Annotated in this window: 19 protein-coding genes; 12 read left to right on the top strand and 7 right to left on the bottom strand. The window is 65.6% G+C overall.

Annotation, left to right across the window (positions count from 1 at the left end):
• Positions 1 to 413 precede the first annotated feature (413 nt).
• Both KQI11_RS08875 and KQI11_RS08870 read left to right on the top strand, forming a co-directional pair.
• Positions 414 to 875, top strand: coding sequence for an S-ribosylhomocysteine lyase (locus KQI11_RS08875; RefSeq protein ID WP_216401955.1), 462 nt, complete (start codon positions 414 to 416; stop codon positions 873 to 875).
• 12 nt (positions 876 to 887) lie between these two features.
• Positions 888 to 1,448, top strand: a complete 561-nt coding sequence (locus KQI11_RS08870; protein WP_216401867.1) for a TIGR01440 family protein — start codon at positions 888 to 890, stop codon at positions 1,446 to 1,448.
• Positions 1,449 to 1,782: 334 nt separating this feature from the next.
• On the opposite strand, the gene KQI11_RS08865 is transcribed toward KQI11_RS08870, so the two are convergent.
• Positions 1,783 to 3,162, bottom strand: coding sequence for an ADP-ribosylglycohydrolase family protein (locus KQI11_RS08865; protein WP_216401866.1), 1,380 nt, complete (start codon positions 3,160 to 3,162; stop codon positions 1,783 to 1,785).
• 696 nt (positions 3,163 to 3,858) lie between these two features.
• Here KQI11_RS08865 and KQI11_RS08860 point away from each other — a divergent pair.
• The 4 genes from KQI11_RS08860 to KQI11_RS08845 all read left to right on the top strand — a co-directional run bounded on the left by KQI11_RS08860 (position 3,859) and on the right by KQI11_RS08845 (position 8,526).
• Positions 3,859 to 4,950, top strand: coding sequence for a BMP family ABC transporter substrate-binding protein (locus KQI11_RS08860; RefSeq protein WP_216401865.1), 1,092 nt, complete (start codon positions 3,859 to 3,861; stop codon positions 4,948 to 4,950).
• Between the two features lie 465 nt (positions 4,951 to 5,415).
• A complete protein-coding gene (locus KQI11_RS08855) occupies positions 5,416 to 6,519 on the top strand; it encodes a BMP family ABC transporter substrate-binding protein (RefSeq protein WP_185916241.1) in 1,104 nt (367 codons plus the stop codon).
• A 29-nt stretch (positions 6,520 to 6,548) separates the two neighbouring features.
• Positions 6,549 to 7,526, top strand: a complete 978-nt coding sequence (locus KQI11_RS08850; protein ID WP_216401864.1) for a nucleoside hydrolase — start codon at positions 6,549 to 6,551, stop codon at positions 7,524 to 7,526.
• A gap of 154 nt (positions 7,527 to 7,680) precedes the next feature.
• Positions 7,681 to 8,526 carry a cupin domain-containing protein gene (locus tag KQI11_RS08845; protein WP_216401863.1) on the top strand — a complete coding sequence of 282 codons (846 nt, stop codon included), beginning with the start codon at positions 7,681 to 7,683 and terminating at the stop codon, positions 8,524 to 8,526.
• 930 nt (positions 8,527 to 9,456) lie between these two features.
• On the opposite strand, the gene KQI11_RS08840 is transcribed toward KQI11_RS08845, so the two are convergent.
• From KQI11_RS08840 to KQI11_RS08825, 4 genes are all read right to left on the bottom strand, one after another.
• Positions 9,457 to 10,434, bottom strand: coding sequence for a nucleoside hydrolase (locus tag KQI11_RS08840; protein WP_216401862.1), 978 nt, complete (start codon positions 10,432 to 10,434; stop codon positions 9,457 to 9,459).
• A gap of 37 nt (positions 10,435 to 10,471) precedes the next feature.
• The gene (locus tag KQI11_RS08835) at positions 10,472 to 11,461 is read right to left on the bottom strand and encodes a nucleoside hydrolase (protein WP_216401861.1); all 990 of its coding nucleotides are present in this window, start codon (positions 11,459 to 11,461) and stop codon (positions 10,472 to 10,474) included.
• Between the two features lie 611 nt (positions 11,462 to 12,072).
• Positions 12,073 to 13,557: a 4Fe-4S dicluster domain-containing protein gene (locus KQI11_RS08830; RefSeq protein ID WP_185916236.1), complete on the bottom strand. Its 1,485-nt coding sequence runs from the start codon at positions 13,555 to 13,557 to the stop codon at positions 12,073 to 12,075.
• Between the two features lie 7 nt (positions 13,558 to 13,564).
• On the bottom strand, positions 13,565 to 13,837 hold the full coding sequence (locus KQI11_RS08825) for a hypothetical protein (RefSeq protein ID WP_143161616.1): 273 nt from the start codon (positions 13,835 to 13,837) through the stop codon (positions 13,565 to 13,567).
• A 260-nt stretch (positions 13,838 to 14,097) separates the two neighbouring features.
• On the opposite strand from KQI11_RS08825, the gene KQI11_RS08820 reads away from it, so the two are divergent.
• From KQI11_RS08820 to KQI11_RS08800, 5 genes are all read left to right on the top strand, one after another.
• Positions 14,098 to 14,352 carry a (2Fe-2S) ferredoxin domain-containing protein gene (locus KQI11_RS08820; protein WP_044991830.1) on the top strand — a complete coding sequence of 85 codons (255 nt, stop codon included), beginning with the start codon at positions 14,098 to 14,100 and terminating at the stop codon, positions 14,350 to 14,352.
• A 4-nt stretch (positions 14,353 to 14,356) separates the two neighbouring features.
• Positions 14,357 to 16,063 (top strand): [Fe-Fe] hydrogenase large subunit C-terminal domain-containing protein, encoded by a 1,707-nt coding sequence (locus KQI11_RS13525; protein WP_185916235.1) that lies wholly within the window; start codon positions 14,357 to 14,359, stop codon positions 16,061 to 16,063.
• Complete coding sequence (locus KQI11_RS08810; RefSeq protein ID WP_021658153.1) at positions 16,060 to 17,232, top strand: SpoIIE family protein phosphatase; 1,173 nt, start codon at positions 16,060 to 16,062, stop codon at positions 17,230 to 17,232. Before KQI11_RS13525 ends, KQI11_RS08810 begins: the two co-directional genes overlap by 4 nt.
• A gap of 406 nt (positions 17,233 to 17,638) precedes the next feature.
• The gene (locus KQI11_RS08805) at positions 17,639 to 17,968 is read left to right on the top strand and encodes a PadR family transcriptional regulator (RefSeq protein ID WP_185916233.1); all 330 of its coding nucleotides are present in this window, start codon (positions 17,639 to 17,641) and stop codon (positions 17,966 to 17,968) included.
• Positions 17,969 to 17,989: 21 nt separating this feature from the next.
• Positions 17,990 to 18,856, top strand: a complete 867-nt coding sequence (locus KQI11_RS08800) for a pentapeptide repeat-containing protein (RefSeq protein ID WP_216401860.1) — start codon at positions 17,990 to 17,992, stop codon at positions 18,854 to 18,856.
• A 701-nt stretch (positions 18,857 to 19,557) separates the two neighbouring features.
• On the opposite strand, the gene KQI11_RS08795 is transcribed toward KQI11_RS08800, so the two are convergent.
• Positions 19,558 to 20,085 (bottom strand): CarD family transcriptional regulator, encoded by a 528-nt coding sequence (locus tag KQI11_RS08795; RefSeq protein WP_216401859.1) that lies wholly within the window; start codon positions 20,083 to 20,085, stop codon positions 19,558 to 19,560.
• Between the two features lie 191 nt (positions 20,086 to 20,276).
• Positions 20,277 to 21,512 carry an RNA polymerase sigma factor gene (locus tag KQI11_RS08790; protein WP_216401858.1) on the bottom strand — a complete coding sequence of 412 codons (1,236 nt, stop codon included), beginning with the start codon at positions 21,510 to 21,512 and terminating at the stop codon, positions 20,277 to 20,279.
• A gap of 194 nt (positions 21,513 to 21,706) precedes the next feature.
• Between KQI11_RS08790 and KQI11_RS08785 the strand changes: the two genes are divergently transcribed.
• Positions 21,707 to 22,551: hypothetical protein (locus KQI11_RS08785; RefSeq protein WP_216401857.1), on the top strand; the 845-nt coding region annotated here is incomplete at its 3' end.

Raw genomic sequence — 22,551 nt, 5'->3', positions numbered from 1 at the left:
CCCGGTGGCGACACGGCGTCGTTTTTGCCGGGCGGGAAGGGCTGGGATTTTGTTTGCCTGGGGCTGGCCGAGTCGCTCTGCGCGGGCGCTCGCCTGCCCCGGCTGGGCCGTGTGGCGTGGGAGACCTCTTTTTCCTGAAGGGGCGTCCCTGCCCGGTGGCGGCACACTGCCGGCGCGGGCAGGGACGCCCCTTGGCCCGCCGGGTTCGGCAGGGGAAATCTCTCCCTCCCGCGGTCCGCCCTGTTGGGGGCAAACCCCTGATGGGAGCGCGGCGCTCCCCTCCCCGTCCGCTGCGGCGGGCGGCGAACGGGGAGGGGCAAATTGCGAAAGAGGGCGATTTGTGGTATAATCACTTTGATTTGTAAGTTTTAAATCAGAAGAGAACAAAAGGGGGAGTTCACATGAGAGAACCGATGAAGACCATCAAGAGCTTTCAGGTCGACCACACCAAGCTGCAAAAGGGACTTTACCTGTCCCGCGTAGACGGGGACTGCGTCACCTACGACATTCGCATGTGCACCCCCAACGGCGGCATCTACCTGCAAAATGCGGGGCTGCACACCTTTGAGCACCTCTTCGCCACCTATGTGCGCAACAGCGCCCACTCCGACGAGGTCGTCTACGTGGGGCCCATGGGCTGCCGCACCGGCTTTTACTTCATTGCCCGCGACAGCATGAGCCGCCAGCAGGTGCTGGATCTGCTACGGGAGGCCTTCCTCTTCATCTCGGAATTCGTGGGCCAGATCCCTGGCGCCAGCAAGCCCGAGTGCGGCAACTACCTGGACCACGACCTGAACCAGGCCAAGGCCTACGCCCGCACCATCTGCCAGGTGCTCGAGGGCTGGACCCCCGAGCGGATGGACTACGAGGGATAGGGGGCGACGGCTTTGGAATGGGATTTGACAGAGCTGACCGAACAGGCGCGCCGGGCGGCGCGGGAACTCTGCGAGGCGGCGGCCCTGCGCCCCGGCGACCTGCTGGTGGTGGGCTGCTCCTCCAGCGAGGTGACCGGGCACGCCATCGGCTCTTTTTCCAGCACCCAGGTGGCCGACGCCCTCTTTGAGGGCGTTTTCCCGGTGCTCTCCAAGCGGGGGGTCTACCTGGCGGCCCAGTGCTGCGAGCACCTCAACCGCGCCCTCATCGTGGAGGAGGAGGCCGCCCGCGCCCACCGGCTGGAGGTGGTCAACGCCGTCCCCCAGCCCAAGGCGGGGGGCGCCTTTGCCACCGCGGCCTACCGGGAGTTTTCCCACCCGGTGGCAGTGGAGCGGGTGCAGGCCCAGGCGGGGATGGACATCGGCGACACCCTCATCGGGATGCACCTGCGGCCGGTGGCGGTGCCGGTGCGCCTGAGCCTGCGGGCCATCGGCCAGGCCAATTTGGTCTGCGCCCGCACCCGGCCCCGGTACATCGGCGGCGAGCGCGCCCACTACGACCCCGCCCTGGGGTGATGGGCGGGAAAGGGGGCAAAACCGCCGGGGAAGCGGGCGGCCTGCGCCGGCTTTGAAAGGGCGTCATGCAGGCGTCGCCCCGCAAGGGGCTGCGTTTGGCGGGCACATGGTACTCGCCGCCCCTGGCAAACCGGCGATCCGGGAGGCCGTTCCCCGTGGTGGCTACGCGGGGAGCGGTTTTTTTGTGACTTTGTGCCCTTTCCGTTCAGGGGGGTGTCGAGGGCAATGGGACGCCCCCGGCGGGGGGGATTGGAATGGGAGCGGGCATGCCATCAACGAGAGAGGGCCGGGCGGATTTCGCCCGGCCCTCTCTCGTTTTGGATGGAGGAGGATGTCAAAATTGTTTGGCGGCGCGCAGGGTCTCCTGCGCCAGGTGGGTGACGGTGGTGTGCTCCCACCCGCGGAAAAAGCTGTCGAAGCCGTCGTGGAAGGGCTCGGTCCAGCGGGGGGCGAGGGCGGGGTAGCCGTACATCAGCCCAAAGAGGGTGCCGATCTGGCCGGCGTTGCAGTCCACGTCCTCCCCGCAGAGGGCGATGATGGACATGCAGGTGTCGAAGCTGTCGCCGCAGAAGTAGAGGGCCACCACCTCGGCCGCGGCGTTGGGGTAGGTGTGGATCCAGTTGTAGCGGCGGTATTTGGCCCGGCAGGCCTCCCACGCTGTCTCCCAGCTGTCGGCGGCCTCGCACTGCTCCAGGGCGAAGGCCAGCACCGAGGCGTACTCGCTGCGGGGCGGGATGAGGGAGGCCGCCCGCTGGAGCAGGGGGCGGATGCCCCTCTCCACAAAGGCGAGGGAGGCCAGCAGGGCGTTGAAGACCTCGCCCAGGATGGCGTTGTTGACCGCCGAGATCTGGCCGTCCAGAAAGGCCAGCCGGGCCGCCTCGGCCGGGTCGCCCGGGGCCACCATCCCGCAGATGGTCCCCCGCATCTGGGCGCCGATCCACTCGGCCCAGGGGTTTTGCTGCCGGCCGCTCTCCGGTGGGAAGAGACCCCGCTGCAGGTTTTGGTAGGCGGCGCGCTCGGCCCCCCAGGTGTAGAGGATGCGGCCCACCCACTCCAGGGCGATGTCGGCGCTGGTCACCGCCCGCCCCCGCTTCAAGACGGCCTCCAAAAAGGCCAGCTCGTAGAGGACGTCGTCGTTGAAGGTGGTGGGTTGGCGCAGGAAGCCGTCGATGGTCCCAAAGGCCTTTTTCAGCTGGGGGGTGCAGTACCCCTCCACCATGGTGCCCACGGCGGCCCCGGCGATCTGCCCCTGCCAGCCGGCGTGCAGCCGCTCGAACAGCTCGTCGTCCGAGAGGGAGAGGGGCGTTTTTTCGGGGAAGGTGACCTCGGCCAGCAGGTCCTCAAAATTGCGGTATTCGGGGTAGGACCAGTAGGGGCTCTGGGGGTCCTTGGGGGCCTGTTCCAACAGGGCGTAGGTCTGGGCCACCAGCTTGGCCAGCTCCACGTCGTCCCCCGCCTCGTAGGCCTGCCAGACGGCGGGGATCAGGGCCTCGGCGGCGCGGACGTCCCGCCCCCGGTTGCCCACGGCCTGAATGGCGCCGAAGAGCTGCAACTGCGGCCCGCCCGAGTCGGCGACCGGGTCGGAGATCTGTTTGCGGATGGCCTGTTCCGGCGTCGGCTGCTCCGCGAATGCGGGGCCCCGCACGGCTTTCGGTTTCAGGTGGGGGACGGCGGCCTCTTTGGCCGCGGTGGTGATTTCCCAAGCTCTTTTCAAGGGGGTTCCCTCCTCTTTTCGCCTCGTTGGGTTCTCTTTGAGCCCATTGTGCGGCCCTTTGACCGGAAAATCCACTGGCAAAAGGGCCAAAACGGCGGGGAGGATTTTGTGGGGAGAGGGGGGAGATGGAGAGTTGGGGGCGCTTTCACCGGCAAAAGTGCCCAAATGGGTGGGGAAGGAGTGGACGTCTCTCTGCGGCGGGGGCACTGACGCCGAAAAAAGGGGCAAAAAGGGCGGCCTGGCCTTGGACAGTTTGGCGGGGGATAGGGCAAAGAGGGGGGCGGGGGCAACAAAATGGGCAAAAGGTGGCGGTGCGGAATGGGCAACTTTTTAGACCCCTTAAAAAGATCGTGCACCCCCTCCAAAATGTTGCCTGCGGGTTGTAAAAAAGGCGGGGGAGCTCTCTGCGGTATTGATTGTTTATACAAAAATGATGGCGCTGTATCGGCCCTCTTTTTTGGCGGGAGGGCGACCGGATGGCAAGCTGACAAAAAGGGCGGGGCCCGATTTGGGCAGCCCTCCGCCCCCCTGTCGTCGGCGGGGGCGAATTGCCCACCAAGCGCCCCCCTTTGGTGGCCAATAGGGAGAAAAGCCCCCACCTCTCTTGACAGGGCGCGGGGCGGGCGGATACCCTGGTGGCAGACGGGGAGAGCGGCGGCCAGAGAGGCGGCGCGGCCCCAAGAGGGAGGAAGTAAAATGAAAAAATATGCATCCATCTGTCTGGCGGCGCTGTTGGCGCTGGGCCTGTTTGCCACCGGCTGCGGCCAGAAGGAGAGCGTGGGCGGAGAGGAGAAAGAGGGGCAGATCCAGAGCGCCTGCTACCTGACCTACGCCCTGGGGGACAAGTCCTTCCACGACCTGGCCAACGAGGGGCTCACCAAGGCGGGGAAGGAACTGGGCATCCAGACCAAGACCATCGAGTACGGCACCGACAAGTCCAAGATGGAGCCGGCCATCCTCGACGCGATGGACAACTACGACATGGTCCTCTTTTACACCGGCGAGCAGTTGGAGATCATCAAGCGCTATGCCGCCGACTACGCCGACGTGAAGTTCGTGGGCTTTGACATTGACCCGGACATCGAGCCCGAGTTCCCCAACATCTTCTGCATGACCTACGCCCAGAACGAAGGGGAGTTTCTCGCCGGGGCTTTGGCGGCCAAGATGTCCAAGTCGGGGACGGTGGGCTTTGTCACCGGCACCGAGTCGCCGGTCATCAACGACTTTATGGTGGGCTATATCGAAGGGGCCCAGCACGTCAAGAGCGACATCAAGGTGGCCATCTCCTACAGCGGCGACTTCACCAACACCACCAAGACCAAAGAGGTGGCCCTGCTGCAGATCCAGCAAAACGGGGCGGACGTGATCCACCAGGTGGCCGCCGGCGCCGGGCTGGGGGTGTTCGAGGCGGTGGCGCAGTACCCGGGGGTCTGGGCCATCGGCGTGGACGCCGACCAGCGAAACTTCTTTGTGGACACCAAGCCGGCGGTGGCCGACGTCATCCTCACCTCGATGATGAAGCGCAACGACATCGTCCTCTGCGACCTGGTCAAACAGACCTACGCCGGCACTGCCGACTTTTACGGCACCCGCGCCAAGTGGGGCATCTCCGCCGGGGCCGTGGGGCTGGCGGACAACGAGTACTACCGGCAAAACACCCCGCAGGAGGTGCGCGACTACATCGCCGACTGCCAGGAAAAGGTCACCGGCGGCGAGATCACTGTCTCCACCGGCTACGGGATGGAGCAGTCCACTGTGGACGAAATTCGCAACTGGGTCCGGCCCTAGCGGGGCAAGATCCCTCTCCCTGTACAAAAAAGGCGGCGACGAGCCGCCTTTTTTGCTGTGGCGGGGGGAGTGGAGAGGCGGGGAGGTGCCCTGCCTGTTGGCAGGGTTGCACAGGGAAAAGGGGGGTAGACTGTCAAAACTGCGCATGAAAGAGGGCCTAAAAGACAGCGTTGTGAAATGGTGCACAAGGGAGAAACAGACTTTTTGTGCACTATTTGAGGCGAGGGGAAAGCCGCCTGAAGAGAGGAAAAAATGCCCCGCCCTCTTTGTGGGGAGCGCACAACCGGTTGGGAGGGTGGGAAGAGGCGAGGAGGAGTTTTGTACAAATAAACAAATCTACCTGTGGCCATTTGGTAGAAATAAATGAAGGGTTATTGACAGGGAGGGGGGCGGCAGATATCTTAGAAAACAGCAAGAGCCGCAGCCGTCCCACCGGGGCGGCGCGGGAAAAAAGGAGGCTTTCCTGTGAGAAAGTATATCGCATCTGGACTGGCTGCCCTGCTGGCGCTGTCCGCCGTTCTGACCGGCTGTGGAAAGGGCGAGGGGAACAAGGGCGGCGAGAGCAGCAGCGGCGGGGAGAAGAAGATCGCCAGCGTCTGCTACGTCACCGACATGTTGGGGGACAAGTCCTTCTCCGACATCGCCAACGAGGGGCTGGTCAAGGCCGGCAAGGACTTTGGACTGGAGGTCAAGACCATCGAGTACGGCACCGACAAGTCGAAGATGGAGCCCTCCATGCTGGACGCGGCCGAGAACTTCGATTTGGTGTTCTTTTACAGCGGCGAGCTGCTGGAGGTGGTGCAGCGCTACGCCGAGGACTACCCGGACGTGAAGTTTGTGGGCTTTGACATCGACCCCACCAAGGAGGCGGGCCACCCCAACGTCTTCTGCCTGACCTACGCCCAGAACGAGGGCGATTTCCTGGCCGGGGCCCTGGCGGCCAAAATCTCCAAGACCGGCACCATCGGCTATGTGGCGGGGCGGGAGTCCCCGGTCATCAACGACTTCCTGGTGGGCTACATCGAGGGCGCCCAGCACGCTGACCCCAGCGGCAAGGTGGCCTTCTCCTACATCGGCGACTTTGTGAACACCGCCAAGGCCAAGGAGCTGGCCCTGTTGCAGATCCAGCAGAACAAGGCCGACGTCATCCACCAGGTGGCCGCCGGCGCCGGGCTGGGTGTCTTTGAGGCCGCGGCCGACAACCCGGGCACCTGGACCATCGGCGTGGACGCCGACCAGCGAAACTTCTTCATCGACTCCAAGCCCGAGGTGGCCGACGTCATCCTCACCTCGATGATGAAGCGCAACGACATCACCCTCTACGACATCATTGAAAAGACCTGCGACGGCAGCGCCGACTTCTACGGCACCAACGAGACCTGGGGCATCCCCGAAGGGGTGGTGGTCCTGGTGGAGAACGACTACTACAAACAAAACACCCCGCAGGATGTGCAGGACTACGTCAAGGAGTGCGAGAGCAAGGTCACCAGCGGCGAGATCAAGGTGTCGACTGCCTACGGCATGGACCAGGACACCCTCAACGCGATGAGAAACAAGGTCAAGGCCTAACGGCAAGTTTCGTGAAATGAGGCGATCGTTTGCCAAAGAAAGTGATATTGGATGTGGACACCGGCCCGGATGACGCCGTCGCCATCATCGCCGCCCTGCTGGCCCCCGAGCTGGAGGTCGTGGGCATCTGCTCGGTCAACGGCAACCGGGAGGTGGCCCTCACCACCGACAACACCCTGCGCGTCAAGGCTTTGATGGGCTCCGACGTGCCGGTCTACCGGGGCTGTGAGTACCCCCTGGTGGCCACCCTCACCCCCGGGCGGCGGCCGGGCATCCCCCGCCGGGAGGGGCAGATCCGCCCCACCGGCTCCCGCATCCAGGGGGATCACCTCCCCTTCCCCGCCACCGACCTGGCAGAGGAGCCGGATCCGGCGGTCACCTGGCTGGTGGACACCCTGCTGCGCGCTGAGGAGAAAATCACCCTCATCCCCGTCGGCCCCCTGACCAACCTGGCGGTGGCCTTGCGGGCGGCCCCCCGCATTGCCGAGCACATCGAGGAGGTCGTCCTCATGGGGGGCGGACACCGCGTTCAAAACACCACCCCCATGACCGAGTACAACGTCTGGGTCGACCCCGAGGCGCTGGAGGTGGTGCTGCAGTCGGGCTGCAAGGTGACGGTGGTGCCCCTGGACGCCACTATGGAGTGCTACCTCACCCAGGCGGACGCCGACGAGATCCGCAGCTTTGGCGGCCCGGGGGCCGAGGCGGTGGCCTTTCTGGTGGACGAGTGGCTGCGGGACTACCGGGACGACCCGGCCATGAAGGGCTACCCCGGGGTCCCCGTCCACGACGCGCTGGCCGTCTGCGCCGCCATCGACCCCAGCATCCTCACCGATTTGCGGCCGGTCTGCTGCCACGTGGACATCGCCGGCGGGTACGCCGACGGGCAGACCTGTTTGGACCTGCGGGCCCGGCTGGAAAAGGAGGGGCCCAACTGCCTCTTCGCCTTTCACGCCGACCGGGAGAAGTTTGCCGCCACCCTCAAAAAAATCCTAAAAAACGGCTGATGAATTGGCTCCCCAGGGGGGGAAGCGCAGCGGGAAACCGCCCTGCGCTTCCCCCCTTTTGCCCGTCTGTGCGGGGGGCGTTGAACCCCGCCGCCGGAGGTGGTACAATGGGCGCAGAGGCGCGGCCACAGAGGTGCGCAGAGGAAGGGAAGGGTTGCAGTTGTACAAGGTGGTAGACAGCGAGCGGGGATTGGATCTGGTGAGCGGGGAGTACCTGCCCGGCTGCCGGTGGGCGGCGGCCCCCAGCTTTTCGGGCTGCCCGGTGGACCCGGGCAACCTGGGCAAGGTGATCTTTGACGAGGAGCGGATGTCCCTGGTGCGGGCCCTGCAGGAGCCGGGGGTCTGCTCCCCCGAGCTGCCCGGCTATGTCTTTCACGAGCGCCGGGCCGAGATCGAGTACCTGAGCGCGGGGGAGGGGGTCGCCCCCTACCCGGACGGGAGCAGCCACCCGGTGGCGGCGGGGGACTGTCTCTTCCACCGGGAGGGGCAGCCTCACCGGCTGCTCTGCACCGGCGGAGAGGGGCTGGAGCTCTGCGTGGGGATAGGCGGCACCGACAGCGAGCGATACCCCGGCCAGCTGGGCCAGAGCCGGGGGGAGTGGAAGCCGGATGTCCCCTACCGCGAGGAGGGGGGCTACCGGGTGTTGCCGGCGGGCCAGGGGCCGGACTGGGACGGCTGGGGCCCGGGCTGCCAGCTCACTCTGACCTGCGAGAGCCCCGGCCTCACCTCGGCCCGGGCGCTGGTGGGGCCGGAGGCGGCCTTTGCGGGGGGCTTTTGCCAAAACGACGGGGCCGACGAGATGACCCTGGTGGTTGGGGGCGAGGGGCTGCTGCTCCTCCCCGACCGCATCCTTCCCCTGCGCAAGAACACCGCCTACTACCTCTTTGCCGGGCAGCCCTACAAGCTGGCCGCCACCGGCGGGGCGCTGGAGCTGTTTGTCTACTGGTCGGTCTCCTCGACGGGGGAGATCGAACGGCGGGAGAGCGAGCTGTCCTTTTAGAGGGGGCTGGATGCAGGGCCAAAACAAAGTGAAAAGCAGGCGCAAAAAGGGGCGCGCTGTCAGGCTGAAAACAGCTGACGGCGCGCCCCTTTTGACGGGCCAGCGGGTTTTGCGGCGGGTTTTGGCAGAGATGTCCGCCTCCACGGCCAGCAGGGCGACCGGCGCCCAGAGGCCCGCTTCGGCGGGGATTCCCGTCACCGGTGACAAGTCTTCGGGGGCGGGGGTTCGGGAGGGGGGCCTCCGGCGGTGGAAACGCAGGCTTTTCGGGGATCCCTTTAGGGCGGCGAGGAGGGGGACTGCGCCTTTTTTGCCCTCGCCAGATGGCGGTTGGCCTGGCGCTGAGAGCTCAGGGCGACGGAGTGGGGTCCCGGGGTCAGCTTCCTGTTGGTGGCGGGCTGGCGGGAGTGTAGCTGGGCAGCGGCCTGCCCGCCTCGCGGGTGCAGGGGATGGCTGGGCCCGGCACTGGGGGTGCCTGGGGCGACGGAGTGGGGCTTCGGGGTCAGCTTCCCGCTGGTGGCGGGCTGGCGGGAGTGTAGCTGGGCGGCGGCCTGCCTGCCTCGCGGGTGCAGGGGATGGTTGGGTCTGGAGCCGGGGGTGCCTGGGGGGACGGAGTGGGGCTTCGGGGTCAGCTTCCCGCTGGTGGCGGGCTGGCCGGCGGGGGTGTTGCCGAGCGATGACCGCCTGCCTTGCGGGTGCAGGGGATGATTGGGTCTGGAGCCGGGGGTGCCCATGGGGGCGGGGTGGAGCTTTGGAGTCGGCACGCCGCTGGTGGCGTGCTGGCCGTTGGAGGCATCGCCGGGTGGCGGTCTGTCTACCCCATGGGTACAGGGGGTGGCTGGCGGCGGCCGCTCGGCTTGGAGGGAAGAGAAAAGAGATCCGGGAACGCCAAAGGCGTTCCCGGATCTCTCGCATTTTAAAAGGGGAAGGGGATCAGCCCCTTGCCAGGATGTTTTTGAGCATGGCGGCGAATTTGTCCCGGTCGGCGTGGAAGGCGAAGAAGCAGTTGGGCTCCTCCTTGTCGACGCGGGCCCGCAGGTCCAGGCAGGTCTGCCCGTCGGCGTACCCGCCGGAGATGTCCACGTGGCAGCAGACCGGGCGGACGTCGGTGAGAACGGTGGGGTCCAGCAGGGCGCAGACGGCCAGGGCATCGTGGATGGGGGCGCCCTGGTAGGCCTTCATGTCGGCGTCCATCGAGTAGCCCTTGGTCCGCTGTTCGATGAGGGTGGCCACCGCGTCGCCTGCTTTGTTGCCCAGGGCGCGCAGGTCGGCGGCGTCCTCCACCGTGAGGTAGCACTCGTGGGTGGCGTCCAGGGGGACCAGGGTCACCTTGCAGCCGGACTGGAGCACCACCTCCAGCGATTCGGGGTCGACCCAGACGTTGTACTCGGCCATGGGGGTGGTGTTGTTGACCAGGTAGCCGCCGCCCATGATCATGATCTCCTCGATGTGCTCGACGATGCGGGGGTCGGCTCGGATGGCCATGCCGATGTTGGTCAGGGGGCCGACGGGGATGAGGGTGATCTTCTCCTCGGCGTGCAGCAGGGTGTCGATGAGCCAGGTGACGGCGGGCTCCGGCTCCTCTTTCAAATCGGTCTCAGGCAGGGGCAGGTGGTCGCCGTGGACCAGAGAGCGCACCCCGGTCATCTCCCCCTCCCGGTGGGGGATGCCGGGTTTGCGCCCGGGGGTGAGGGTGGCCACCATGGGGTACTCGCAGCCCCGGTAGACCGGCACGTCGGAGCCCATGAGGGCCTTGACCCGCAGGGTGTTGTCGGTGGTGAGTTTGACCTCCCGGTTGCCGTTGACCGAGCAGATGCCGATGACCTCCAGCTCGGGGGCCAGCAGGGCGGTGATGATGGCGACGGCGTCATCGGTGCCGGTGTCCACATCTAAAATCACTTTTCTGGGCATGGTGTTGTCTCCTCCTCTATCTCGTCCGGCCCGGCGTCTAGCGGTCGGCCAGCTTTAAGATGTCGATGACCATGGAGCGGAACTTCTCCCGGTCGGCGTGCATGGCGAAGCGGCAGTTGGGGGCCTCCTTGTTGATGCGCATCCGCCGGTCCAGGCAGGTCTGGCCGTCGGCGTACCCGGCGGCGATGTCCACGTGGCAATTGACCTCCTCCACCTCGGTGAGGACGGTGGGGTCCAGCAGGGCGCAGACGGCCAGGGCGTCGTGTACCGGCGCGCCGGAGTACTCCTTCATGTCCACGTCGTTGGAGTAGCCTCTGGTGCGCTTTTCGATGATGGCGGCCACCGCGTCGGCGGTCTTGGTGCCCAGCTTGCGGATCTCGGCGGCGTCCTCGGTGGTGAGGTAGCACTCGTGGGTGGCGTCCAGGGGCACCCAGGTGATCTTGCAGCCCGACTGCATCACGATCTCGGCCGCCTCGGGGTCGACCCAGACGTTGTACTCGGACACGGCGGAGGAGTTGTTGGTGAGGAAGCCCCCGCCCATGATTATGATCTCCTCGATGTTCTCGGCGATCTCCGGGGCCACCCGCAGGGCCATGCCGATATTGGTCAGGGGGCCGACGGGGATGAGGGTGATCTTCTCTTTGGCGTTTTTCAGGGCGTGCACCAGGTAGCTGACCGCGCACTCCTCCTGCTCCTTGAGGTCGGTCTCGGGGATCTCCAGGTGGTCGCCGTGCACCAGGGCCTCGACGCCGGTCATCATCCCCTCCCGCCAGGGGATGTTGGGCTTCCGCCCCGGTTTGAGGGTGGAGACCATGGGGTACTCGCAGCCCCGGTAGACCGGCACCTCGCCCCGGCCCAGCAGGTCGAGCACCCGCAGGGTGTTGTCGGTGGTGAGGCGGACCTCCCGGTTGCCGTTGACCGAGCAGATGCCGATGACCTCCAGCTCGGGGGCCAACAGGGCCAGCATGATGGCCACCGCGTCGTCCGCGCCGGTGTCCACGTCGAGAATGACTTTCCGCTTGTCCATAGAACCTTCCTCCTGTCGCTGTTGTGGAGGGGTTTCCCCTCCTGTTTACCCCAAGTATAGGCGCTCTCCCCCTCCGGGGGAAGGACAATTGCCCTAAGAAATAGACAAACATTGCAGTTATTCTTGCGCGATTTAACGAAAGAGGCGGGCGGTTTGCCGCCTTGGGGGGAGGTGCCGGGTGAGGGAGGGCGGCTTGAGGGAAGGGGAGGACGGCGCTCCCCTTGGCGGGAGGGCGTCGGGGAGGGGAGACTTCTCCGCCCCGGCCGGGGGGGAGCGAGAAAGAGGGGGATTTGAGGGGAGAGGGCGGCGCTGCACCCCTGGAGAGGAATGGCGAAGGAGAGGGTGTGTCGGGCGCGGAAGGGGCGGGGGAGGGGAGCGCCGCCCTGCCAAAATACTGGCGGCAGGCGGGGGTTGCCGGCTTGGCAGGGCAGGGAGGGGGCCGGGAAGGGCGGGTGGCGGGTTTTGGGCGCTTGGGAAAGGGGGCGAAGGACAGGGAGAAGCAAAAGAGAAAGGGAAAAGGGGCGCAAAAAAGAGAGCCGGCCCGGGCGCTGCCCGGGAACCGGCTCTCTGGTGGGTCCTATCCTGCTGGCGGGCGTTTGCCCGGATGGGGTCTACTGGCCCTCTTCCCCTTCAAAGAGATCGATAGGGGACTCGGCCTTGAACTTGTTGACGGCGGCGGTGGCCTTGTTGATGGGCTGCAGGGTGCCGGGGCCGGCGACGCAGCCGCCGACACAGGCCATCCCCTCCATCAGGTAGCCCTCGCGCTTGCCTGCCTTGGCGATGGCCAGCATCTTTTTGCAGTTGGCCAGGCCCTCGGCCCGGTCCATCTTGACCTCCACCTCGGGGTAGAGTTTGTGCACCCCGCTGGCGATGGCCCCGGCGACCCCGCCGGAGACGGCGTAGCCCCGCCCCTCGGGGGCGGCGTCGGCGAAGGGCTCGCCCTCGATCTCGCCGAAGTCCACGTCCTTGGCGGCGAACATCCCCATCAGCTCTTCAAAGGTGATGACGTAGTCCACGTCGCTGCGGATGGTGCGGCGCATGGCCTCCAGCTTTTTGGCGGAGCAGGGGCCGATGAAGGCCACCTTGTGGTCCGGGTGGGTCTTTTTGACGTGGCGGGCGGTCTCCACCATGGGGGTGTAGGCCTGGGACAGGTACTGGGAGATCTCGGGGAACTCGTTTTTGGCCATGACCGACCAGGCCGGGCAGCAGGAGGTGGCCAGGAACCGGGCCTCCCCGGTGGCCACGTGCTTGGCGTAGTGGTGCACCTCTTCCACGGTGCCCCGGTCGGCGCCCCAGCCCACCTCCACCACGTCGGCAAAGCCGATGAGTTTGAGGGCTGCCTTCACCTTGTCGGGGGTGGCGGCCGGACCGAACTGGCCCACAAAGGAGGGGGCCACCTCGGCCACCACCGGCACCCCCTCTTTGAGGGCGGTGGCCAGCTGGAAGAGCTGGGACTTGTCGGTGATGGCGCCAAAGGGGCAGGAGACGATGCACTGGCCGCAGGCCACGCACTTGTCATAGTCGATCTTGGCGCGGCCCAGGTGGTCGCTGCCGATGGCCTTTACCCCGCAGGCGGCGGCGCAGGGGCGGTCGTACTTGACGATGGCGCTGTAGGGGCAGACCTCTTTGCAGCGGCCGCACTTGAGGCACTTGTCCTGGTCGATGACCGTCCCCTCGGCGGTGAACTGGATGGCCGACACCGGGCAGACCGACACGCAGGGGTGGGCCAGGCAGTGGCGGCAGTTGTCGGTGACCATGTAGGAGGTCTCAGGGCAGGCGTTGCAAGCAAAGGGGATGACGTTGATCAGTGGCAGCTCGTAGGCCTGGTTGATGAGCATGTCGTCGCTGAGGCCCTTGGAGATGGGGGCGTTGTCGTTGATGTCGCGCAGGGGCAGGCCCATGGCCAGCCGCAGCCGCTCGCCGACGATGGCCCGCTCTTTGAAGACGCTGTCGCGGTATTGGGGAATTTCGCCCGAGATGATCTTGTAGGGCAGCTCCTCTACCTTTTCGTGGCTCCACCCCTCAAAGGCGAGCCGGGCGATCTCGGTAAAGATCTGGCGGCGAATTTTGGTGACGGGTGTGTAAACTCCTCTCACGTTGCAATCACTTCCTCACAATCGATAAAATGCGTGTCATGACCTCTTCATTGGTGGCCTTTTCGATCTGCTGGCCGTCCACAAAGACCACCGGACAGACCTGGCTGTGGTCGTGCTCGGTGTGGCAGACCTGGGTCTCCACCTCGATTTTTACCCCGTGGCGCATCTCGTACTTGAGCTTTTTCAGGCTCTCCACCGACTCAATGATGTCCATGGCGCCATTCATGATGCACTGGGTGCAAACGCAGACGACCACACGGATGGATTTCATCGTTTTCACCTTTGTTCACTCCTGCTCTTATTTGGTTTGCGGGTTGGGCGGCTTGATACCGAATTAACAATCTAACCTATTATACACTGGCCATACCGCCATTTCAATAGCATTTATCGACAGTTTTTCCACCCGATTTTGGCAGGAACGCGGCCTTTTCCCGCCCTGCGCAATCGTGTATAATAGATAAAATAGAGAAGCCATGCCCTCCCCCCTGCCCGGCGGGGCGGCGGGGCCGGCAGTTTGACGCGAGGAGGCGCAGAGAGACGATGGTTACAGTGACAGTCTGTGTGGGCAGTTCCTGCCACATGAAGGGCTCCTACCAGGTCATCAAGACCTTTCAGGAGATCATCAAGGAGCGGGGGCTGGAGGACAAGGTGGCCCTCAAGGCCTCGTTTTGCATGGGGCGCTGTTTGGACGGCATCTCCATGCAGGTGGACGACGAGCCCATCTCCCATGTGGGGTTTGCCAACGCCAGCGACATTTTTTACCAGTACGTACTGCCCAAGGTAGAGGAGGAATAAAACGGTGAGCAGCATCATCAAACTCAACGAGGGAAACTGCCAAAACTGCTACAAGTGCATCCGGCACTGCCCCATCAAGGCCATCTCCTTTTCGGGCGGGAAGGTGCAGATCATCGAGGACGAGTGCGTCCTCTGCGGCACCTGCGTGGACGTCTGCCCGCAAAACGCCCGCTTCACCACCGACCACCGGCCCAAGGTGCTGGAGCTGCTGAAGGGGCCCGACCCGGTCTACGTGACCCTGGCCCCCTCTTACAAGAGCTACTTCACCGACCTCACCTTTGAGCAGCTCTCGGCCGCCCTCAAGGCCGTGGGCTTTGCCGGGGTGGAGGAGACCGCCGTGGGCGCCTACGAGACCTCCCGCGCCTACGCCCAGCTGATGGCCGCCGGCGAGATGGAGAACATCATCGCCACGGCCTGCCCCTCGGTGGTGATGATGGTCGAGCGCCACTACCCGGCCATCGCCCAGTGGCTGGCCCCGGTCTACTCCCCCATGATGGCCCACGCTAAGATGATGAAGGCGAAATACGGCCAGAACATCCACGTGGTCTTCATCGGCCCCTGCCTGGCCAAGAAGGAGGAGGCCATGGACCCCCTGGCCGGGGGGGACGTGGACTACGCCCTGAGCTTCAACGCCCTGCGCGCCCTCATCGAGGGGGCCCCCCAGGGGGAGGCCGACGGGGAGGCGGTGGGCACCGCCCACCCGGTCAGCCGCCTCTACCCCAAGCCCAGCGGCATCCTCAAGAGCATCGAGCCGGAGAGCTACGGCCACTACCGCAAGGTCTGCGTCGACGGGGTGGAAAACTGCATGGAGCTCTTCTCCTGGCTGGAGAGCGAGCGCCCCACCGGCCTCTTCATCGAGGCCAACATGTGCGCTGGGGCCTGCCTGGGCGGCCCGGTGATGCGCCGGGCGGGGATCTCCAGCTTCCGCGGGCGGATGGAGATCGACGACCAGCCCAAGCCCCGGGACGCCCGGCCCGCCCCCTCGGCCGCCTGTGAGCTGGATCACCTGCGGCTCTTCCGGGGGGCCCCCAAGGCCGAGCCCATCCCCACCGAGGAGGAGATCCGCGCCATCCTCGCCCAGATCGGCAAGACCAGCCCCGAGCAGGAGCTCAACTGCGGCGGCTGCGGCTACGAGACCTGCCGGGACAAGGCCATTGCCGTCTACCGGGGGAAGGCCGACGTCAACATGTGCCTGCCCTACCTGCGGGAGAAGGCGGAGAACATCTCCTCCACCGTCATTCAGCACTCCCCCAACGGCACCATCGCCCTGACCGAGGAGCTGGAGGTGCTGGACCTGAACCCCGCCGCCGAGGAGATGATGGGGCTGCGCCGGGAGAGCGCCGTCGGCCAGATCATCCCCGAGTTTTTCGGCGACGACACCTTTGACCGCGCCAGGGAGAGCGGCCGCCCGGCCATGAAGAACGAAGTGGTGGTGGGCGAGGGCGTCAGCGTGGAGGAGACGGTGATCTACATCCGCGAGAACCGGATGTTCATCGTCTTCATGAAGGACATGACCGCCGAGAACGAGAACAAGAAAAAGCTGGAGGGCCTGCGGATGCACACCGTGGACACCGCCCAGAAGGTCATTGACAAGCAGATGCGGGTGGCCCAGGAGATCGCCTCCCTGCTGGGGGAGACCACCGCCGAGACCAAGGTGGCCCTCACCAGCCTGAAAAAGAGCATGGAACAGGGGGAGGACGGTGCCCTATGAAATTCTTTGCCGACGCCGCCTATGAGAGCATCAACCACTACGGCGAGGAGCTGTGCGGCGACAAGGTGGAGTTCATCCGCGACCAGGGGGGCGGCTTCTACGCCGTGCTGGCCGACGGATTGGGCAGCGGGGTCAAGGCCAACATCCTCTCCACCCTCACCAGCAAGATCATCGCCACCATGATGGCCGAGGGGGCCAAGCTCACCGAGTGCGTCGAGACCATCGCCTCCACCCTGCCCAAGTGCTCTGAGCGGGGGCTGGCCTACTCCACCTTCACCATCGTCAAGGTCAAGCCCGACGGCTGGATCTACACCGCCGAGTTTGACAACCCCCTCATCATCTACTTTCGCGACGGCAAGTTGATGGAGCTGGAGCGGGAGGTGGTGGAGATCGACGGGAAGATCATCTACACCTCCTCCTTTCAGGCCCAGGTGGACGACATGCTGGTGATGTTTTCCGACGGGGTGGTCCACGCCGGGGTCGGCTCCCTGCTGGATCTGGGCTGGCAGTACGACAACATCGTCAAGTACGCCGAGGAGGCCATGGAGAAGGACATCTCCCCCCGGGTGATGGCCAAGAAGATGGTCTCCACCGTCAACACCCTGTACATGAACAAGCCGGGGGACGACTCCACCGTCTGCGCCATCCGCTTTCGGGAGGGGCGGGCGGTCACCGTGATGGTGGGCCCCCCCGCCAAGAAGGAGCTGGACGCCACGGTGGTCAACCGGCTGATGTACTCCAAGGGGCTGAAGGTGGTCTGCGGCGGCACCACCTCGCAGATCGTCAGCCGGGTCACCGGGCGGGAGCTGAAGGTGCTGCTGGACTACGACAACCCGGCCCTGCCGCCCACCGCCCTCCTCCCCGGGGTCGACCTGGTGACCGAGGGGGTGCTCACCCTGCGCAAGGCGCTGGAGAACATCCGCGAACTCAATGAGACCGGGGGGGAGCACGAGCTGATCAACTACAAGAAAAAAGACGGCGCCACCAAGCTGACGAGGGTGCTGATGGAGGAGTCCACCGAGGTGCACTTTCTGGTGGGGCAGGCCCTCAACGAGGCGCACCAGAACCCGGGGATGCCCGTCTCCCTGGGGCTGAAATTCAGCCTGATCGGCGAGCTGGCGGAGGAACTCCGCAAGACCGGCAAGCGGGTCACCATCGAGTATTTTTGACCGCCGAGATGGGGGGCGGCAGGGGCGATCGGGCCTCTGCCGCCTCCCCTTTTTGGTGGCTTTTGCGCCCAAGATCCCCGGTTTTGCCGGGGGAGTCGGATGCGGGGCCTCCCGAGAGAAGGGGGGCCGAGGGGACAAACAGGAGGGGACCCTTTGGGCGACAGATGGCGCGAGATGGCGCCCTAAACGGCTGGTCTGCCGGCGGCGGTGGGGCAAGTGCGATGAAGGGGGTCGACGCCCCTTGGGGGGATGCGCCGGCGATGCTCTTTTGGGGGCCGGTGCAGGCCGCCCCTCCCACGGCGGTTTCGCCGGTCTGGTCGGCGGGAGCTGGAAAAGGATAGCGATCTGGCAAAGTACATTGACAGACACAGTACTGTGTTGTATGATGGGGACAGGAGGTGAGCTTGTGGGCGAGAACAAATTGACATCCGACCTGCTGCGGGGCCACACCGACACCGTGATTTTGCGGCTCCTCACCGAGGGCGACCGCTACGGCTACGAGATGATCAAGCAGATCGGCGAGCGGTCGGGCGGACAGTACCAACTCAAAGAGGCCACCCTGTACTCCAGCCTCCGCCGGTTGGAGGCGGACGGCGACATCACCTGGTACTGGGGGGACGAGAGCCGCGGCGGGCGCCGCAAATACTTTCAAATCACCGAGAAGGGCAGGGAGACCTATGCCCGCAACAAGGGCAATTGGGAATACGCCAAGCGCGTTTTGGAAAACCTGCTTTAAAGAGAAAAGGAGAGTGGCGATATGAAGGAAAAAATCAGCGCCTATATAGACGGTCTCTTCGCCCCCTACACCGGGGCGGAGAGCGCCCAGGAGCTCAAGAGCGACCTCCTGGCCGATTTGGACGAGCGATTTGACGAGCTGGTGGCCCAGGGCAAGGACGAGGCCACCGCCCTGGTCGAGACCCTCGACAGCATCGGCGACATCGAGGAGACCCTGGGCGAGATGGCCGCGCTCACCGGCGCCCTGCGGCGGCAGGTGCTGAACCACTTCAGCGCCAGCTCGCTGCGGGACAGCGACTTTTCCGGCGTTGTTTTGCACGGGGGAAAGTTTGACAGCAGCGACCTCAAGGGGGCTGATTTTTCGGGGGCCGACCTGACCGGCGGCTCCTTTAAGGCCAGCAGCCTGCGGGGGGCCAACTTCGACCGGGCCGACCTCACCGACTGCAACTTCACCGTCCTCGATTTGCGGGAGGCCAGCTTCCGCGGGGCTGTGTTGGTGCGCACCCGCTTTGACAAGTCCGACCTGGGCGGGACGCGGTTTGGGCAGACCCGGCTGGTGGACTGCAGCTTCTCGATGTCCGACCTGCGCGGGGCCGAGTGGGACGGCTGCGTGGTCGAGGGGGGCGACTTTCAGGGCGCCGGCCTGCGGGGGCTCTCCTTTGAGGGGGTCACCTTCCGCGGGGTTTCGCTGGGCCGGGCGGATCTGAAGCGAACCTCCTTCCAGGGGGCGGTCTTGCAAAGCGTCTCCTTTCAGCCACCCTTTGCCCTGACCAACAAGTACTACACCGCCATCAAGACCATCTGTTTTGACGGCGCGCAGATGGACAAATTGACCTACAACTCCCTGCGGGGGGTGGGGGCAAACCTGACCGGGGCCATCTGCCTGTAAAGGGCGGCGGGCCGTTGCCCGCTCCCCGTTGGGGCCGCGCGCGGGGCGGACTGCCCCCGTGGACTGGAAGGCGTTTGCAGGCGGGGGAGACGGCCTTGCCGAGGGTTGGAGGGCCGGGACCGCCGGGGGACTGCCGCCCGGCTGCCCTTGCCAGGGGCGGCGGCCTTTCCAGCGGTTGAACGGGCGGCGCGGGTGGGGTGTTTGACGGCAAAATTGCCGGTTCGCCTGCGGCGGCCGCTTTTTTGTGCGGGCGCGGAGTGGAGGAGGTCGTCCCCGCTCTCTGTGTGCGGGGTGCGCTCGAATTTCACTCCCTGCGGCTGCCGAAAGGGCGGGGTGAAATGGCCCGTTGCGGGGGAAGGCAGAGTGCACCCCGCCCCGGGCGCAGTCGACTGGGGGCGGCGGCCCGAGTGGACGGAAGGGCGGCCTGCCGCCGCCTGCAAGAGGGCGGGGACAGAGGTCCCCCCCCCTTGCGGCCGCGCGACTTGTGCAGCCGTACGGCCCCAACCGACATCTGGGGGTGGGCCGGTGTTCGCTCCCCGGTGGGGCTGCGCGCGGGGCGGAGCGGCTCCAGCCCGGGGCCGCCGGTAGGGGGCAGGTCGCCCCCGCCGGCGGCGGTGGGGGGTACACGGCAAAAAAAGAGAGCGGGCGCACCCATGCAGGGCGGCGTCCGCTCTCTTCTCTTTTGTCTTCTCGTCTATTTCTTACTGGGCGGCATCCCCGCTGGGGACGCCCTCAAACTCGTCCTGGATGGCGGCTTCGATCTCCTCGAAGGTGGTGCCGAGGGCGGTGGCCAGCTCTTCGCAGAGCAGTTCCTCCGCCCGCTTTTGGTACTGTAAGTCCACCTTGCCCGGCTTTTTGCCCTGGGCGAGGGTCTCCTCGCTCTTGGAGCGGATGGAGTAGATCAGCCGCGCCAAGTCCTCGCAGTCGTGGGACTCGAAGAAGCTGTGGTAGTGCTCGGCCAGGGTGCGCTGGTCCCGGTCGGCACAGGGCTCCGCCCGCAGCTGGGGCAGTTTTGCCAACAGGGCCAGCCCCTCCTCCCGGGTGATGATGGGCCGCATGAAGGCCCCGGCATCCACCGGGATGAAGATGGTGCCCGTGCCCCGCACAGGGGAGAGCTCGTAGTAGAGCCGCTCCTTGTCGGACACGGGGATGCCGACCGGCGGGCCCACCTTCTCCACCCGGCAGACGCCGGTGTTCTCGTAAACAACGTACTCCCCAATTTGAAACATGGTCTCTCCTTTTCTCCGAACGGGCCAGGCGAGCCCCCTTCGGGCTGCGCCAAAGCGCGCCCCCCGGCAGCCGGACTGTCGCCCAGGCCGAAACGGCGCGCTTTCCCAACTCTATTTTACCACGTTTCAGCCGCCGATGGTAGCGAAAAAGTGCACATTCTCTGCGGCGGCCCAAAAACAGGGGAAAAAGCCTATTCCCCTTCGGGAAAGGAGAGGGTCACCGGGCCGGTGGAGCGGTTGCCCGCCCGGTCGGAGACGGCGAGGGTGTAGCGGCCGCCGGGGGCGGAAAAGACCACCTCGCCCGCCGACTCGTCCACCCGGAGGGGGGCGAAGGAGGCGCCCCCCTCGCCGGTGAGGGCGGCGCTGGACCAGTCCACCCCTGCCCCATCGTCCGCCAGGGAAAAGACGGCCCGGCCCCCCTCCATCCGGGTGGAGAGGAGGCGGGGGCCCGCCCGGTCGACGGATCGGACGGAGACCTCCTGCCGGGCCTCCTTTGTCCCGGTGCGGGCGAGGGCGGTGTAGAGGCCGTTTTCTTCCGCCAGGGCCAGGTAGCTGCCGTCGGGCTGGCGGCGCGCCGGGGTGGAGCGTCCGTCCGGCCCCACCAGGACCACCTGGTCGGGGGTCGCCCCGGCCACCGAGATGGTGACGGGGCAGGGCTGGGCGCGCCAGCCGGGAGCGGCCGCCGCCCGGGTGATGGTCGGGCCGCCGCTGCGCCCCAGGGCAAAGGCCGCGCCCCCCAGGGCGAGGGCGAGGAGGGCCGCCAGGGGAAGGGGGAGCGCACGCCCCCTTTTGGGGGGCTGCGGGGTGGGGGAGGGGAGTTTTTGCACCGCCCGGCCCACCGCCGGCCCCACCAGGAGGGCGGGGAGGCCCAGCAGCTGCCGCAGCCGCCCCCGCGCCCGGTTGAGGAGCCTCTGGGCGGTGGAGGGGGAGCAGTCCATCGCCTGGGCGATCTCCGCCACGGTGCGGCGCTGGTAGTAGTGCAGCAAGACCGCCTCCCGCTGGCGGGGGTCCAGCTCCTCCAGGGCGGAGAGGAGGGCGCGCACCTCCTCCCTTTCGATGGCGGCCTCCTCGGGCAGGTGGCGGGCGTCGTCGTCGGGCAGGGCGGCCAACGGCTGGGTTTCCGGCGGGGCGGCGTCCAGGGGCACCTGCTTTTGGCGCTGGGCCAGCCGCAGGCAGACCCGGTAGGCCGTGCGGTTGAGATAGGCCACCAGGGCCTTGGGGCTGTCGATCTGCCCCATGTGGCGGTAGAGGGTGAGGTAGGTCTCCTGTACTGCGTCCTCCGCCAGCCCGGCGTCGTGCAGCATGGCGTAGGCCTGTTTCCACTGGATGTCGGCGGTGGCCCGGTAGAGCTGGTCGAAGGCACGCTCGTCCCCCTCCCGCGCGCGCACCAGGAGCTCCCCCAGCTGCCGGTGGTCGAGTGTGGACATCTGCCTCGCCCCCTTTCGTCAAATTTCGCCATTCATTGTAGCACAGATTTCGGCGGGGCGGGGAAGAAATGTTTGCCAGAAAAAATAATTTCAAAAAGTTTGCAAATGGGTGACAGTGGGGCCGATTTTGCCGCCTCCTATGAGTAAAGAAATCCGTCTGCCGGTCCCCCGGCGGCGGGAAAGGGAGCGAGAAGATGAAAAAGCGGACGCGTTTGGCCGCCCTGGCGCTGGCCATTGCCCTCTGTGTAAACCTGGTCCCGCTGCAGGTCCTGGCAGAGGGGGAGGGGGATCCTTCCGGCGACGACAGCTCCTCGGAGTTTGTGGGGAGCGACGCCCTGGAAGAGATATTTGACTATGACCGTGGCAATTTTGCGGCGGGATATGTGAGCGGGAACGATATGTACTTGGCGGACACCAGTGGGACGATGCCCCATTGGTCTCCCTCTTTTCCAAACGATTACGGTTGCCTCAGCTCGGTCAACAGCAAGAATATGATTTCTCTGAAAGCGGACTGGGAGTTTGTCAGCGAGTTCTCCATCGAATATATGAACAAGATGCGGTATTCGTCTCTCATTGTCAACGTTGGGAACCCCACCCAAAACTACATTTTCTTTTCACGAGTGGGGCACTTGATAGGAGACGACAATGTCGTAGGTTTTTACCCCCATGGTTCAGAAATGAGTGCGTATGCCTCGACCTCTCTCTCCCCGACCCTGCTCAATGGGCGGCAGAACTTTGTCGTGAAGTACAGCGCTGCAAAACAAGCCATGACGGTGAATTTTGGAGGGACAGAATGCAGCTACAGAACAGCAAAGACAGGGCATGAAAAGGCCAACTTTTCGTTTGTTGCGGAGTGCAGCCATCTCAAGAGCAACCACAGCAGCCTGGACAGGGTCTACAGCGTTGGCGGCACCTTTGTCTCCGCCCGCTACACCCACTACACGCCGCAATTCGTGAGCACCGAGCTTTTGGACGAAGACGGGAACACCATGAGCGACGAGGAGAAGTTGGCCCTGCAGGACGGGGACGTGGTCACCGT

It is taken from the genome of Acetanaerobacterium sp. MSJ-12 (assembly GCF_018917875.1).
Lineage (GTDB): Bacteria > Bacillota > Clostridia > Oscillospirales > Ruminococcaceae > Bittarella > Bittarella massiliensis.
Note: the sequence above shows the minus strand (reverse complement) of the source record. Positions and strands in the feature narration are given on the sequence as shown.